This is a genomic window from Streptomyces sp. NPDC091287, from assembly GCF_044768525.1.
Lineage (GTDB): Bacteria > Actinomycetota > Actinomycetes > Streptomycetales > Streptomycetaceae > Streptomyces.
The window spans coordinates 1-14749 of record NZ_JBIVUV010000026.1 but is presented as its reverse complement, the minus strand read 5'-3'; the positions used below and the strand labels follow the sequence as shown (position 1 = coordinate 14749).

The 14749-nt window shown below is 73.7% G+C and carries 13 protein-coding genes; 10 read left to right on the top strand and 3 right to left on the bottom strand.

The features are described 5' to 3' along the window. Positions 1-15: 15 nt before the first annotated feature. Complete coding sequence (locus ACIQRW_RS34225) at positions 16-573, bottom strand: TetR/AcrR family transcriptional regulator (protein ID WP_403768136.1); 558 nt, start codon at positions 571-573, stop codon at positions 16-18. A 95-nt stretch (positions 574-668) separates the two neighbouring features. On the opposite strand from ACIQRW_RS34225, the gene ACIQRW_RS34220 reads away from it, so the two are divergent. After that, entirely contained in the window at positions 669-1277 is a 609-nt protein-coding gene (locus ACIQRW_RS34220; RefSeq protein ID WP_403768133.1) for a DUF2867 domain-containing protein, read from the top strand. Here ACIQRW_RS34220 and ACIQRW_RS34215 read toward each other — a convergent pair. Both ACIQRW_RS34215 and ACIQRW_RS34210 read right to left on the bottom strand, forming a co-directional pair. Then, positions 1192-1740 (bottom strand): DoxX family membrane protein, encoded by a 549-nt coding sequence (locus ACIQRW_RS34215; RefSeq protein WP_403768130.1) that lies wholly within the window; start codon positions 1738-1740, stop codon positions 1192-1194. The two genes, ACIQRW_RS34220 and ACIQRW_RS34215, sit on opposite strands and share 86 nt — an antisense overlap. Positions 1741-1908: 168 nt before the next feature. Next, positions 1909-2298 carry a VOC family protein gene (locus ACIQRW_RS34210; protein ID WP_403768127.1) on the bottom strand — a complete coding sequence of 130 codons (390 nt, stop codon included), beginning with the start codon at positions 2296-2298 and terminating at the stop codon, positions 1909-1911. A gap of 1 nt (position 2299) precedes the next feature. Between ACIQRW_RS34210 and ACIQRW_RS34205 the strand changes: the two genes are divergently transcribed. The 9 genes from ACIQRW_RS34205 to ACIQRW_RS34165 all read left to right on the top strand — a co-directional run bounded on the left by ACIQRW_RS34205 (position 2300) and on the right by ACIQRW_RS34165 (position 14578). Beyond that, entirely contained in the window at positions 2300-2446 is a 147-nt protein-coding gene (locus ACIQRW_RS34205) for a hypothetical protein (RefSeq protein WP_403768124.1), read from the top strand. Beyond that, complete coding sequence (locus ACIQRW_RS34200; RefSeq protein WP_403768121.1) at positions 2443-3477, top strand: Lrp/AsnC family transcriptional regulator; 1035 nt, start codon at positions 2443-2445, stop codon at positions 3475-3477. The genes ACIQRW_RS34205 and ACIQRW_RS34200 overlap by 4 nt, the downstream gene beginning before the upstream one ends. Before the next feature lie 204 nt (positions 3478-3681). Next, positions 3682-5475: a lysyl oxidase family protein gene (locus tag ACIQRW_RS34195; protein ID WP_403768118.1), complete on the top strand. Its 1794-nt coding sequence runs from the start codon at positions 3682-3684 to the stop codon at positions 5473-5475. 419 nt (positions 5476-5894) lie between these two features. Continuing rightward, a complete protein-coding gene (locus tag ACIQRW_RS34190; protein ID WP_403768115.1) occupies positions 5895-6605 on the top strand; it encodes a Crp/Fnr family transcriptional regulator in 711 nt (236 codons plus the stop codon). Between the two features lie 92 nt (positions 6606-6697). Continuing rightward, a complete protein-coding gene (locus tag ACIQRW_RS34185) occupies positions 6698-7549 on the top strand; it encodes a hypothetical protein (protein WP_403768112.1) in 852 nt (283 codons plus the stop codon). A 2-nt stretch (positions 7550-7551) separates the two neighbouring features. Next, positions 7552-10542 carry a hypothetical protein gene (locus tag ACIQRW_RS34180; protein ID WP_403768109.1) on the top strand — a complete coding sequence of 997 codons (2991 nt, stop codon included), beginning with the start codon at positions 7552-7554 and terminating at the stop codon, positions 10540-10542. Then, on the top strand, positions 10535-11584 hold the full coding sequence (locus tag ACIQRW_RS34175) for a hypothetical protein (protein ID WP_403768106.1): 1050 nt from the start codon (positions 10535-10537) through the stop codon (positions 11582-11584). Before ACIQRW_RS34180 ends, ACIQRW_RS34175 begins: the two co-directional genes overlap by 8 nt. After that, positions 11581-12132 (top strand): Pycsar system effector family protein, encoded by a 552-nt coding sequence (locus ACIQRW_RS34170; RefSeq protein ID WP_403768103.1) that lies wholly within the window; start codon positions 11581-11583, stop codon positions 12130-12132. The genes ACIQRW_RS34175 and ACIQRW_RS34170 overlap by 4 nt, the downstream gene beginning before the upstream one ends. A gap of 169 nt (positions 12133-12301) precedes the next feature. Continuing rightward, complete coding sequence (locus tag ACIQRW_RS34165; protein WP_403768100.1) at positions 12302-14578, top strand: VWA domain-containing protein; 2277 nt, start codon at positions 12302-12304, stop codon at positions 14576-14578. Positions 14579-14749: the final 171 nt, after the last annotated feature.

Below are 14749 nucleotides of genomic sequence, written 5' to 3'. Positions count from 1 at the left end.
TTCCGGCGTACCGGCTCAGCTCAACAACCGGTCCCTGACCGCGGCGAGTACGTCCGCGCGGTCGCGCGGGCCGTTGTCGGCCGCGATGAGGTGGTCGCCGATGCGCAGCGAGAAGGTGATCAGGCAGCGGGCCTCGACGTCGGCCTCGTCGGGGCAGAAGGCCCCGTAGAGCTCACGCAGGTAGTCCATGCGGCGGTTGTCGGCCCGGCGGAGCCTGCGCGCGACTCCTTCGTCGCGCCGGGCCCACTCGCGGATCGCGAGCTCGACCCCGGCGCCGGTCGCGAAAGTCCCGCCCGACCCCACGAAGTCGAAGAGGTGGCCGAGCCGTTCACGGGCGTCGCCTCCGTCGCGCTCGATCCGCTCGATGACGCTCTCGGTGACCTCGCGCTCCCAGGTGTCGAGCATCTCCTCCAGCAGGGCGGCGCGGTTGCGGAAGTAGCCGTAGAAGCCGCCCTTGGTGACACCGAGCGCCTGCGCGAGAACCTCGACCCGGACCGCCTCGGGGCCGCCGACGGCGAGCATGCGCAGCCCTTCCTCGATCCACCTGTCGCGTGGCGTACGGATCGCGCCCATGCCGTGTCCCTCCTCACACACCCCGCCCAATATACGGAGCCGTACAGATGAGTCTATGCTCGTTCTATACGCCACCGTATAGACAGGAAACCGTCATGAGTGACCTGCGCCTTCCTCCGAGCGACCATACGTCCCGCCCCTGGCGGATCCACGAGATCGCCGGCGACTTCCGGCTGGAGGACGTGTGGGCGCTGCCGACACCGGGCGGCCCGGACGACCTGCACCACCTGGTCGACCAGATGGCGAACGGCAAGGACGGTCCGGACGGCGGCAACCCCGTGGGCCGCTTCCTCTTCGCGGTGCGGTGGAAGCTCGGCGCGCTCCTCGGGTGGGACAAGCCGGACGCGGGCGTCGGCGGCCGGGTGACGACGCTGCGCGACCGGCTGCCCGACGACCTGCGCGAGGGGCCGCGCGGCCCCGACCTCAGCACGGCGCCTTTCACCTCGGTGTTCCGGACGCACGACGAGTGGGCCGCCGAGTGCGCCAACAGGACCATGCACGGGGTGCTGCACATCGGCTGGGTCCCCGACGGAAACGGTGGCTTTCGCGGTCAGTTGGCCGTCCTGGTGAAGCCCAACGGCCGGCTCGGCTCCCTGTACATGCTGGGTATCAAACCCTTCAGGTACCTGGGGGTCTATCCGGCCCTGATGCGATCGATCGGCCGGGAGTGGCAGAAGAACGCGGAGCGTCGGACGGCGGCCTGAGGCCCTGCCGCCTCCTCGACAGCTCCGCACGGACCTGGTCCACCAGCACCGTGGTCGTCGCCGCGAGGAAGACGAGTTGCGTCAGCGTGCGCGGGATCAGCTCGTCCCACCAGGTCTCGGCGGTGTCCGCCGCGTACACGTTGGCCGGGAACATCGCGATCAGCAGGAAGGTGAGGAGCCCGGCGGCCGGGGCGGCCGTCCTGCCCCGCAGCAGGGCCAGGGCTGCCGCGATCTCGGCGATGCCGGTCACCGTGATCAGCAGGCCGGGGGCCGGAAGGGCCGGCGGCACCATCGCGACGAGTTCGTCACGCATGCCGATGAAGTGGGCTCCACCGGTCAGCAGGAACATGACCGCCAGTCCGCCACGCAGGGCGGTGGGCAGCCGTCGGAGGCGGTGGACCCCGCACGCTCCGATGATCAGCGCCAGGCAGGTCGTGCCGACGAGAGCGACGAGAGGTTCCATGGGGCGGGCATCCCTTCCGGGAGTGGGTGGTGAGACGGATGCACTGTCGGGACGGCGGGTGGGGCCGCACCGCCTCTTTCGCCCGCCGGCGGGGGCAGCGTCACCTCCGGGGCGTGCTGGTGGGCGGCGCCGCGTCCTTCGCGCGCGGGTCGGGCTGTGCCGGTCGCGTCAGGGGCGGGGCTCGCGCCTTCCTTCCGCCGCCCGCCGGACCGTGTCCCTGTCGATCTCCTGGATCTGGACGATCACGCCGTCCGGGTCCGTGACGCGGATGCTGCGGCCGAAGTTCTCGTCGACCAGGTCGTACGCGTAACCGGCTTCCGTCAGGCGGTCCGCCACCGCCTCCAGGGGCTCGTCGGTGGTGAAGCCCAGTTCGGTGGTACCGGGCGGGCGGCCCTGGGAGACCGCGGCGTCGTGGATTCCCACCGCACCCGCCGCGGCGGACAGTTGGACCCAGACGTCCACGATCGGCTCTGGGCGGAGGGCCAGGCCGAGGCCCGTGTAGAAGCGTCGTGACGCGGCCACGTCGGCGACGTACCGGATCGGGAGTACGGTCAGCATCGTGGTGGTTCTCCTTCTCCGCGCTTCCGCGCTTCCCGGGTGGGCGTACGGGCCCGTGGTCACCGGCAGTGTCGGCCCGGGGCAGTCCGAACGGGACGCGTTCGGGGCGGAGTTCGCCGGAATCGGACACGAGGAGGGGGCCCGTTGACGGAAACCGTCACGCTCGACGCCTTGGACCGCCGGCTGATTCACGCCCTCCAGCTCGACGGACGTCTGCCCTTCAGCCGCATCGCCACCGCCGTCGGCGTACCGGAGCGCACCGTGGCCCGCCGCTACCACCGGCTCCGGTCGCGCCTGGCCCTTCGGGTCGTGGGGCTGGTCGACGGTGGGCGGACCGGGATGCTGGACTGGATCGTCAGGGTCCGCTGTGCGCCCGAAGCGGTGGAGACGCTCGCCGTGCTGCTCGCGCGGCGGGAGGACACGTCGTGGATCGCTCCGCTGGTGGGCGGCACCGAACTCACCTGCATGGTCCGTACGCCGCCGCCCGGCGACGACGGCCGGCGCTCGTTCTTCGAGCAGCTGGCCCGCACGGCGGGGGTCCGTGACGTCGCCGCGGCGTGCGTGCTGCGGCCCGTCGCCGGTGTCGGAGGGTGGGCGGGGCGGCTGGACGCCCTCGGCGAGGCGGAGCAACGCCTGTTGCTGCCGCCCCGGGCGGCCCCGGCCGACCCGGCGGCAGCCGTACCGGTGCTGAGCTCGACCGACACCGCTCTGCTGCGCGCCCTGTCGCAGGACGCGCGGGCCGACCTGGGTCAGCTGGCGGCGGCCACGGGGTGCTCGGAATCCACCGTGCGGCGGCGCATCGGGCAGCTGCGGGACTCCGGGGTCCTCGCGTTCGAGGTGGAGATCGACCCCGCCCTGTTCGGCCACCCCGTCGAGGCGCTCCTGTGGCTCGATGTGCCTCCGGCCGGGCTCCGGGCGGTCGCCGAGGCGCTGGCCGGGCACCCGCAGGTCGCGTTCGCCGCCCTCACCACGGGGCCCAGCTCCGTCTTCGTCATGGTGGAGTGCCGCAGCGTGAGCGGTCTGCACACCTACGTGACCGATGAGCTGGCCGCACTGCACGGCATCACCCGCATCGAGAGCGCCGTGACCCAGCGCCGCACGAAACGAGCCGGTCCGCTGCCGGCACCCCTGGCCGAAAAGCGCGTGAGGGTGCCGTCCGGCAGAGCCGCTGCGCAGTAGCCACGCCGAGGCTTCCCGCCGGGCTCCGCTACGGAGACCCGGACGGTACTTTTCGGACAACTGTGGGCCGCCCGGGTGAGTGCAGACAACCTGCGGGGCACCGTGCCGCCTCTCACAGTCCGGACACAGCGTCGCCACAGGTGAGTTGGGGCCGTGCTGCTCGTCCACGTTCCGTCACGCACCCGGAAGCCGGAAGTACGAGGAATGATGACCAGATCCCCGCAGGGCCGCACGAACCGTCTCACCCGCCCCTCGATCGCCGTGGCCGCGGCCGTCGCCGTGACCGCGGGCGTCGTCGCCGCCGCGCCCGACGCCAAGACGGCGGAGCCGACGCCGAAGCTCAGCCTGATCGCCGCCTCCACCTCGGTGACGCTCGACTCCTGGAAAGAGGATCCGGGCGTCTATCTGGATCTCGGGACGTATCTCACCTCCGAGAACGGCGCCTTCGAGCTCAAGGTGACCCGGAAGTCCTACAAGGACCCGGTCGTCGCCTCGCAGGTCTTCCGGAACGGGAAGAAGACCACGACCAAGGCGCTCCCCGCCGGGCTCGTGAAGGACTTCTCCGGGCTGCCGGACTTCGCGCAGATCAAGCTCACCGACGCGGCCGGCAAGACGGTGCTCAGCCAGACCGAGGCGTTCTGCCCCAACAACGCCTCCGGGCGGGTCCGGCCGGACGCCCCCGCCAACTCGAAGTATCCGCAGAGCTGTCCGGTGAACCCCTTCACCCTCGGCTCGGTGTGGGGCGTGGAGAACGGCTGGGCGTCCAACACCTACGCCGGTTACTACTCCAAGCCGGTCCAGCTGGCCGCCGGTACGTACACCGCCAAGATCAACGTGACCAAGAAGTACCGCGACCTCTTCGGCATCGCCGACCAGACGCGGACCGTCAAGGTCACCGTGCGCGAGCGCAGTTGGGAGGAGCCGCCCCCGGTCCCCGCCGGCAGCCGCAGCGCCGCGTCCGCGCACCAGGGTCACGGGGAGAGCGGAGGACACGAAGGGCACGAAGGGCACAGGAAGGCCGCCGCGCCCGCAGCGCCCTCCGCCCACGCGCACGGCGCCCCGGCCCGCACCGAGGCCCCCGCCGCCCGGACGACCGGCGCCGGCTCCACGTTCAACGTCGGCCACGGGCCCTACCCGCCGGCTCCGGCCGCCCTGCCCTGGGCACTGAAGAAGGAGTCGCTCCAGCGGGAGGCCTTCGCCGCGGCCAAGGTCGGCGACCGTGCCGGGCAGACCGACGGGTCGCGCCAGGCGCCCGGCGCCCGCCCCAACGCGAAGCGGCCCACCGGCAAGGCGGCCGTGCCCGACGTGCCCAAGCCCGACCTGCGCTCGCTGCCCGCGTACGGCATCACCGTCAGCGACGGCTACGAGGAGGTGCCCGGCAAGGACTACCTCGCCTTCAGCGCCAACGTGTGGAACGCGGGCCCGGCCAAGCTCGTCGTGGACGGCTTCCGCTCCCCGGGCAAGGAGCTGATGGACGCCTACCAGTACTTCTACGACGCCGCCGGCAAGCAGGTCGGCTACACCCCGACCGGCACCATGGAGTGGGACCCGCGCCCCGGCCACGAGCACTGGCACTTCACGGACTTCGCCAGCTACCGGCTGCTGAAGGCCGACCAGAAGGAGTCGGTGCGCAGCGGCAAGGAGGCGTTCTGCCTGGCCAACACCGACGCCGTCGACTACACGGTGAAGAACGCCAACTGGCACCCGGACAACACCGACCTGTCCACCGCGTGCGGCCAGGAGAACTCGATCTCCGTCCGCGAGGTGCTCGACGTCGGCTCCGGTGACACCTACACCCAGGACCTGCCCGGCCAGTCCTTCGACATCACGGACCTGCCGAACGGCACGTACTACATCCAGGTCCTCGCCAACCCGGAGAACCGGCTCAAGGAGACCAACCACAACAACAACAGCGCGCTGCGCAAGGTCGTCCTCGGAGGGAAGAAGGGCGCCCGCACCGTGAAGGTCCCCGCCCACCACCTGGTGGACGCCAACTAGCTCTGTCCAGCTGCGCGTTGAAGCGCTCCGCACCGTACGTTCCGCCGGCCCCGGGAAGGTGTTCCCGGGGCCGTCGGCATGCCGGGACGAAACCTTAGTTCTCGCCAACTCGCCCGTGCACCCGTAACCCCGGCCCCGCCCCACCGCGGCTCCGTGGCCGCGCCCCCGCCCCGCCACGACTCCGCCGGTCAGGGACTCGACCCGGCGCACCCACGGTGTCCGGGGCCCCACGGGCGGTTCCCCTCCACCACGCGGATGCGGAGAAGGCACTTTCGGCGGACACCGCCGCCGACCAGGCAACGCATCGGTTACTCATGCGTAGTGCACGTGTGGCGCAATTCACTCCCCTCAAGGGGTGGTTCTGCAAACATCTACGCCAACGAGATCGGGCCATACATACCGCCGCGGGGGGAGTGGCCATGGGGCTGCTCGGCGATGAGCTGGCGTTCGGGCGGGCTCTGACCGCCCCGGAGTACGAGAGCGTCATGGCCCTGGGACACCGCAAGGAGTACGCGGCCGACACCCCGCTCCTGACCGAGGGCGACCGGACCGGCCATGTGGTCATCGTGGAGCGCGGCTGGGTGACCGTCTCGCACGTCACCGACCGCGGCGCCCCCCGGCTCATACTCGGGTTACGGGGCCCCGGGGAACTCCTGGGAGAAATGGCCGCGTTGGACCAGCATCCCCGCAGCGCCACCGTACGGGCCCTCGGGACCGTCGAGGCGACCGTCATCGGCGGCGACGCGTTCCGCCGGTTCCTCGCCACCCACCCCCGGGTCAGCGGACTGGTGATCCGGCAGCTGACCTTCCGGCTGCGCAGCGCCGACCAGGAGCGCTCCGCCCTCGCCTCCCTGACCGTCCTCCAGCGCCTGGCGAGCCGGCTCAACGAGCTCTCCCGGACCGCTCCCACCGGCCCCTACGCGCCGTCCGCACCCGGCCCCGGGGCCACCGGCGCCGTCGTCCACCTCGCCCAGGACGAACTGGCCGCCACCGTCGGGGCGACCCGTGAAGCGGTCGCCAAGGCGCTGCGGCTGCTGCGCACCCAGAAGATCGTGCGCACCGGTACGCGCATGGTGGAGATCCTCGACCCCGCGCTGCTCGCTCTCCTCGCGGAGGGACACCGGGACTGAACGCCCCGCCGTGTGTAAACGGCTACAGACGGCCTTCGTCCCGGGCCGGAAGCTGTACGGGACGGCAAGCGCAGAGAGAACGGGGACACGCGGTGGAGCACGACGCGTTGGATGCCGGAGAGGCACGCTACGAGCTGGTCATCAGCGTGGACGCCAGACGTTCCGGGCAGTACGGCGACGCGGACAAGCCGCGGATGAGGGAGCGGATCTACCGGGTCCTGGAGACCGCGTTCGCCCAGGCCGGGGTGGGCCGGGACGCCGTCCACATGGAGGACCGCGGGGACGGCGTGCTGGTGTCGGTCCCGGGCCGGATCGCGGTGACGCGGCTGCTCGGCCTGTGGATGGTGGAGGTCCACGAGAACCTGCGGGAGGAGAACCGCTCCCTGCTCGTGCCGCTCGGGCTGCGGGTGGCCATGCACGTCGGTCCCGTACGCCATGACAGCCGGGGCATCAGCGGGCGTGCGGTCGATCTGACCTGCCGGCTCGCCGACTCGTCCGTCGCCCGGCAGCTGCTGGACCGCGAACAGGCCGATCTGGTGCTCGCCGTCTCCGACTCCCTCTACGTCGACGTGGTCTCCGCCGGGGGCAAGTTCATCGAGCCCGCGCGCTTCTCCCGGGCGCGGCTCGCCCTGAAGGAGGGGGAGGTCTCCGCCTGGTTCCACCTGCCGGGTCGGCCCGCGCCGGGCATCGGGCCGATCGCCCCGGAGGAGCCGGGCCCGACGGCATCCGGACCGGCCGGGGCTCCGGCCGCGGGGGCGGACGCCTCTCCGGCCGCCGCCGCTCCGGAACGCGCACGGGACGACCGGGACGACGAGGAGGACGAGGACGGGGACGCGTCCGCCCGGTACACCGCGCGGGGTGACCTGTCCGTGCACCAGCACAACGTCTACCAGCAGCCCGTGCACATCGGCCGCGTCACCGGCGCCGACCCCCGGAAGGACTGAGCATGGCCGACGAAGCAGTGGCCGAGCGTCCCGCCGAGCCCGCCGCACCGAAGGCGAAGGACGCCCGCTCCCCCGAGGCCCCGCCGCGCGGTGGGGCGCGGGGGGACGACAAGGCCAAGGACGCCCCGGACGGCCCGAACGCGCCCGGTTCCTCCGACGCCTCCGACGCCTCCGGCTCGTCCGGCTCGTCCGGCTCGTCCGACTCCGCCGACGACGAGGCCGCCGAACGGGAGAAGGAGCGCGAACGCGCCGCGGACCGCTTCAAGGACCGGACCCGCGACCCGCTCGCCGAGGAGCAGGGGGAGGAGGAGCCGACCGACGCCGCCGCCGCCACGCGCGCCCGGCGGTCCGGACAGAAGCTCCTCGCCAGCGGCCGGGACCTCATCGGCTTCGACCGCTCCGACGTCGGCCGGCTCCACATCGGCGACATCAACATCGGCCTCGACGCCCGCCGTTCGGGCCTTTCGATGCGCGACGGCCCGGTCCTGGAGGAGGAGTTGCTGCGGATCCGCCGGACCCACATCGAGCCGGAGGGGTACGTACGGCTGCGCCGGGCGCTGGAAGCCCGTCGGCTGCTGGTGCTCGGCGGGGCCCCCGGCACCGGCCGGGCCAGCACCGCGCTGGCGCTCCTGGAGGAGGTCACCCGCGACGGCGGGGGCGGGCAGAACAGCGAGCGGGTGCGCCGTGCCGACCCGGAGCGAGGGGTTCGCGGGCTGACCACGCAGGTGGTGGGCGGGGAGGGCGGCCGGCCGCGCGGCACCGGGTATCTGCTGGAGGCGTCCCTTGACCGGCCGGGCACCCTGCCGCCCGACGGCATGGACCTGGACCAGCTGGCCTCGGCGCTGGCCGAGCAGGGCTCGTACGCGGTGGTCGTGGTGAGCGTCGGCTCGGCGGCCAACCCGCTGCTGGCCGGGCGGTACGGGGCGATCTGCCCGCCCGCCCCCACCCGTGAACTGGTCGCCGTCCGGCTGCGCCAGCGGCTGGAGGAGGAACACGGCGATCCGGCACGGGATGGGGGCGGCGCCCGGGACGGGGCCCGGGACCGGGACGGGGAGTCCGACCGGGACGGGGACCGGGACGGGGACTCCGCCCGGGACCGGGACCGGGACCGGGACGGGGGCAGCGGCCTGAACGGGCACGCCGACCGGGACGGGGGCCGGGACCGGGACCGGGACGGGGACTCCGACCGGGATGGGGACTCCGCCCGGGGCCGGGGCCGGGACGGGGACCGGGTCGGGGACGGGGACTCCGCCCGGGAGCGGGACCGGGACGGGGACTCCGCCCGGGGCAGCGCCCGGGACCGGGACTCCGCCCGGGGCCGGGACGGGGACAGCGGCCGGAACGGGCACGCCGACCGGGACGGGGACCGGGGCCGGAGCCTGGACGGCAGCCAGGGCGGGGACAGCGGCCGGAGCCTGGACGGCAGCCAGGGCGGAGGCCGCAGCCAGGGCCGCCGACCCGACGACGACGGGTCGCTCTCCCGGCTGCTGGAGCGTGCGGCGGAGCTCCGTGAGGATCCCGAGGTCACCGAGGCGGTGGGCCTCGACGACCTGCGGCCCGCCGAGGCCGAGCTGTTCGCCTCGCTGCTGGCCGGGCATCTCCTGGGCTCCGTCGGCCGTGAGGAGCTGCTGTCCGGCTGCCGCGGTCTCGCGGCCGTCCAGGCGTACGAGTGGTTCGCCGGGGTGGACCGGGCCCTGGCCGCCCCGCCGCCCGGCGACGGCCGGACGCCCGTGCGCTCCGGAACCGCCGCCCTGTTCCACCCGGTGGCGTTCCGGATCGCGCTCGCGGTCCTCGGCGGCGCGTCGCACAGCGCGGTGTCCGCCGCCGCCCACCTGCTGACCTGGGAACTGTCCGTACAGAGCGATCCGGACAGCACCCCCGCGCGCCCCCTGTTCTGCGACGATCCGGAATCCGACCTGGCGCTCTCGCGCGCCCGTCCGGCCGACGGGGTCGTCGACGTGGCGGGCAGCGAGGTGACGGGGCGGCTGATCTTCTACCGGGGAGCCGCGCTGCCCGCCGCCGTGCTCGCCGAGCTCTGGGACCGGCACTTCCCCGTCCGCGCCCCGGTCGTCCGCTGGCTGCGCCTGCTCGCCGACGACCCCCGGCCCCAGGTGTCGATGCGCGCCGCGGTGGCCGCCGGGGAGCTGTCCGTACGCGACTTCGAGCACGGGTACGCGGAGCTGATCCGGCCGCTCGCCGAAGCTCCCTCGCCCCGCCGCAGGGTCTTCGCCGCCACCGCGCTGGACCAGGCCGCCGGCCACGCCTCGCACCGCCGGGCGGTGCGCAAGGTGGTCGACAACTGGTCGCGGCACGGCACACCGGCCCTGCGCTGGACGGCGGCCATGGCGCTGGGCTACGGCCGCTCCGCCGACTCGATGGACGACACCCTGGACACGCTGGCCGGGATCGGGGTCCGCGACGACGGGGAGCAGCTGGCCGTGGCCTCGCTGAACGTCGTCCGGCTGCTGACGCTCCCGGAGTGCGCCACCGTGCTGCGGCGGCTGGCCGACTGGACCGGGCACCGCGGCGAGGAGTACCAGGACCTGGCGCTGGTGAGCATCGTCCGGCTGGCGCTGACCGACGTGGACGAGGTCCTCGACGACGAGCCCGGCACCCCGCTGGGCGACCGGGGCGACTGGCCACTGCTGCTCGCGCTGGCCGCGACCCGGCCCGAACTGACCGGGAAGCTGGCCGACCTGTTCTGGACGGCGCTCAACACCGCCCGGTCCCGGGACGTCGCGCTGGACGCCCTGGAGACCCTGTTGCGCTCCGCCTCGCGCAAGGACGGCCGCGCGTGGACGCGGGAGGGGCTGGCCGTGCTGCTGCCCGCCCTGACCGCCGAGGAGCAGGACCGGCGGCGGCTGGACTGGCTGCTGCGCCGAATGATGAGGGATCAGGACCGTCCGCTCGCCGAGGAACGGGCGCGCGCCCTGTGGCGGCTCGCCGTGCCCGCCCGGCAGCGGCGGTCCGAAGAGGAGGAGAGTCATGGCTGAGGAGAACGGCGGGGCGGAGAACGGGGCGGTGGACCCCTCGCGGCCCGCGGGCCCGTTCCTGCGGGAGTACACGCCGACGGGCCCGTTCCGGCAGGGCGGCGCCCGCACCACGTCGGTGCTGTTCTACCGGCGGGGCTACAGCGTGGCCGGTGTCTCCGGCATCGACCACTACGACAAGCCGCCGCTGGCGCGGCCGCACACCATCTGCGAGATCGCCACCGGCACCTTCGTCACCACCCTGAAGATGGAGCTGCCCGCGTCCGGGGGCGCGACGTTCTTCAAGGCCGAGGTGGACATCCAGTGGACCGTCGAGGACCCGCACCTGGTGGCGGTGCAGGTGGTCACCGACGTCGCCGAGCGGCTCACCGCGCCGACCCTGGAGCGGCTGTGGGAGATCTCCGCCCAGCACCCGGTGCACCAGGCGGAGCAGGCCCGCACCGCCATCACCCAGGCGTGCGTCTCCGGCCAATGGAACGACCTCGGCACCGACCTCGGACTGCGGGTGCGCCTGTACGTACGGCTGCGGGTGGACGACCGGACGATCGGCCACGAGGAGAAGGTCCGGAGCCAGCGGAGCGAGGACGAACTGGCGCGGATGCGGCAGGAGAACTACCTCAGGATGCTGCGCGGCGGTGATCTGGACCAACTCAGCCACATTCTGGCCGCGAACCCCAAGGAGGCCAACAACTTCCTGGAGAAGATCCGCCAGGAGGGCCGGCAGGACGAGAAGGACCGCGTCGACCGGCTCATCTCCATGATCGCCAACGGTCAGATCCACTCCGACGGGATCGAGACCCAGGTACTCGAAGACCTCAGCCGGCAGCACCTCGGCATCCAGGGTGCCATCGGCACCCGGCCCGCCCGCCGCGCCCCCCGCCAGCTGGCGCCCGCCCGCGACGAGCCGTTCACGCCCGAGTGGGTGTCGGACGAGCCTCCCGTGCGGCAGCCCCGCCCGCCCGTCCGGGACGCCGAACCGGAACCGCCCGCGCCGCGCGACCGCAACCGCGACGACGGCTGGGGCTGGGTGGAGGGCGACGGATGAGCGCCGACGGAACCACACGGACTTCCCCCGCCCCGACCGTGCCGGTGCCGGACGGGGGTCAGCACGGGCCGGACAGGGCGGGGGAACGCATCGCGGAACGGCTCCTGGTCACCGTCCGGGAGGACCTCGGCAGGGCCGACTCCAAGGCGGCCGTGCTGCTCTCGGGGGCGCTCGCCCTGCCCGCCTTCCTCATCGGGCGGCACGGCTCGCCCGACTGGCGGGGCCCCGGCGACCTGGCGCTGGTGGCCGCGGGCGTGCTGTGGGTGGTCGCGGTGGCCGCCCTGGTCCGCGCGCTCCTGCCGCGTACGGGCACGGTCCGCGACCGGGAAGGGGTGACCTACTTCGGGGACCTGCTGGCCCCGTTCGACTACGACGTGCTGACCGCACGCGTCACCGAGGCCGGCCGCGACCCGGTCGGCTGGCTGCTCGTCCAGGCCGTGGACGTCAGCGCCATCCTGTCCGCCAAGTACCGGGCGATCCGCTGGGCGGTCGCCACGCTCGCCCCGGCGGCCGCGCTGGCTCTCGCCTGGAGCCTGGCCGGGCGCTGACCGCCCCGCACGGGTGTGCCGCGTCCAGGGGCACACCACCGACGACTACACAGAGTGATCATGCAAGCACCTGGCGACACCACCAGGCACGCAGACACGCCACGCAGACACGCAGACACGCAGACACGCAGACACGCAGACACGGCAACGACAGTAAAAGGGGACGGTCGTGCGAAATGACCGAAGAAGAGGCCCGACCGGCACCGGCCGGGCCGGGCGGGCGGCGCTCGCCGTCCTGGCCGGTGCGGCCCTGCTCACCTCCCTGACGGCACCGGCCGCCGCCGATCCGGAGCCCGCCGCGGCCGCCGCGCCCGCCTTCGCCTCCGTCAACTACGCGGTGGCCGTCGACCAGTCCGCGAGCCTCGCGCCCGCGGACATCAAGGCGGAGAAGGCCGCCGCCGCCCGGATCGCGCTCGGCGACGTCTCGGCGACCTCCCACATCAGCGTGTTCGGCTTCGCCGCCGCCGAATCCGCCGACCAGCGGGCGGTGGACCCCGTGTGCCCCCGTACCCGACTGGACGCGGCAGGACGGGAGTCGGTCGGGGGCTGCGTGGAGAAACTGCGCGGCCGCAAGAAGAGCGAGGGCACGGGGACGGACTTCCCGAGCGCGATCCGCCAAGGCGTGCACGAACTGAGCTCGGGCACCGACCCGTCGGTCCCCCGGGTGCTGTTCCTGCTCACCGACGGGGAGATGGACGTCACCGGCAGCCCCCAGTACGGCGACCCGGCGCACCGCGAGGCCGAGGGGAAGCGGCAGTTGGAGCTGGAGCTGAAGAACGCCGCCGCCAAGAACGTACAGATCTGGCCGCTGGGCTTCGGTCCCGACCCGGACAAGGAGCAGCTCGACAAGATCGCCGCCGGCGGCTTCCAGAAGGGCTGCGTCGAGCTGCCGTCCGCCCGCCCCACCGCCCGCAAGGTCTCCGGGGCCAAGGACGTCGGGCGGGCGCTGGAGAAGATCTTCGCCGCCGCGCACTGCCTGCGCTACGAGGCGGGTCCGAGCAAGCGCCCGCCCGCCACCCTGCCCATCACCATCTCGCCGCTGGCGACCGTGGGCAGCATCGTCGTCGACAAGGGCACCCCCGAGGTGACCGTCACCTACACCGACCCGCTCGGCAACAAGGTGCCCACCGCCGGGAAGTTCGAGGACTCCACCTTCGAACTCGCGGGCGGCGGCGGCACCGTGGAGGCGCTGAAGATCGTCGACCCGGTGCCCGGCCGGTGGAAGGTCGACGTGAAGGCCCCCGAGGGCCACCGCTCGCTGCCCGTCGGCGTCAGCGTCCTGTGGCAGGGGGAGCTGCGCGGCTCCATCACGATGGACCCGCCCTCCCCGCAGGCCGGGGAGAAGGCGACCGTCACCATGCGGCTCCAGACCCGTGAGGGCTACGAGATCAAGGACCCGGCCGACTACGCCGGACTGAAGGTCAGCAGCAGCCTCACCGGCGACGGCTTCGCCCCGCTGCCCCTGCGGCTCACCGACGACGGCAAGGGGCCCGACCCCACCAGGAGCGACGGCTCCTTCAGCGGTACGGTCACCGTCCCGAAGAGCGCCGACGGGGCCCTGAAGGTCAGCGGCACCCTCACCGCCTCCGGGCTCAGCGCCGACACCCGGAGCGAGGGCGGCCAGGTCGCCCCCGGGGCCCTGCCCGTCACCACCGCCCTCGGCCCGGTCCGCGGCGACGGCCACCCCGGGGACACGGTCACCGCGAACCTCTCCGTCACCAACACCACCGACGCCCCGCACACCCTGAAGCTGTCCCTCGCGGACGTCCGGGCCGGGCTGCTCACCGTGAGCCCCGCCGAGATCGTGGTGAAGCCCGGCGCGTCCTCCACCCATGAGATCAGGCTCCGGATCGGGCCGGAGAAGTCCTTCGACGGGCGGCTCGACGACGGCCCCCTGGGCATCGGGGGCACCGTCACCGTCCAGGACGCCACCGACGGCGACCGCACCCTCGTGCGCACCCCGCTGTCCGTCCAGGTCACCCCCGAACCCAGCCTGCTGGACCGGTACTGGTGGGTGCTGGTCGGCGCCGTCGCGCTGATCGTCGTCGGCGTCCTGGTGGCGCTGGCCTGGCTCCGGCAGCGGCGGGGCCGCCGCGACCCGCACGGGCTGACGCTCCATCTACTCTCCGAGGACGGCGACGTGCTCGGCGTCCACACCGCCGGACACGGCCAGAAGCAGTGGTACGCGTTCGACATCGCCGAGGCGCACAGCAACCCGCGCATCGAACGGCGCACCAACGGCCGGTACGCCGTGCAGCGCAGCCCCGAGGGGGGCGCGGTGCTGCGCAGGAACGGCGGCCGCACCCGGGAGCGGCTCACGGCGACCGGGCGGGTCGATCTCACCGACCGGCTGAGCCTCTCCCTCGGCGAGGACTCCGTACGCACCACCGCCCCCGGGCGGCCCGACCCGGTGGCCACGACCGGTGGGAGCGACGACTACCTGTGAGGCGCGCGCCGCCCGCCACCCGGCGGGCGGCGCCGCAGGACCCCGCGGGGGGGCCCGCCCCCCCCCCCCCCGCGCCGCGGGCGGCGCCCCCGCCCCCCCCCCCCCCCCCCCCCCCGGGGGGGCCGCCGAAGCCGCGGCCCCCCCCCCCGGGAGCCCGCCCCCCCACCGCGA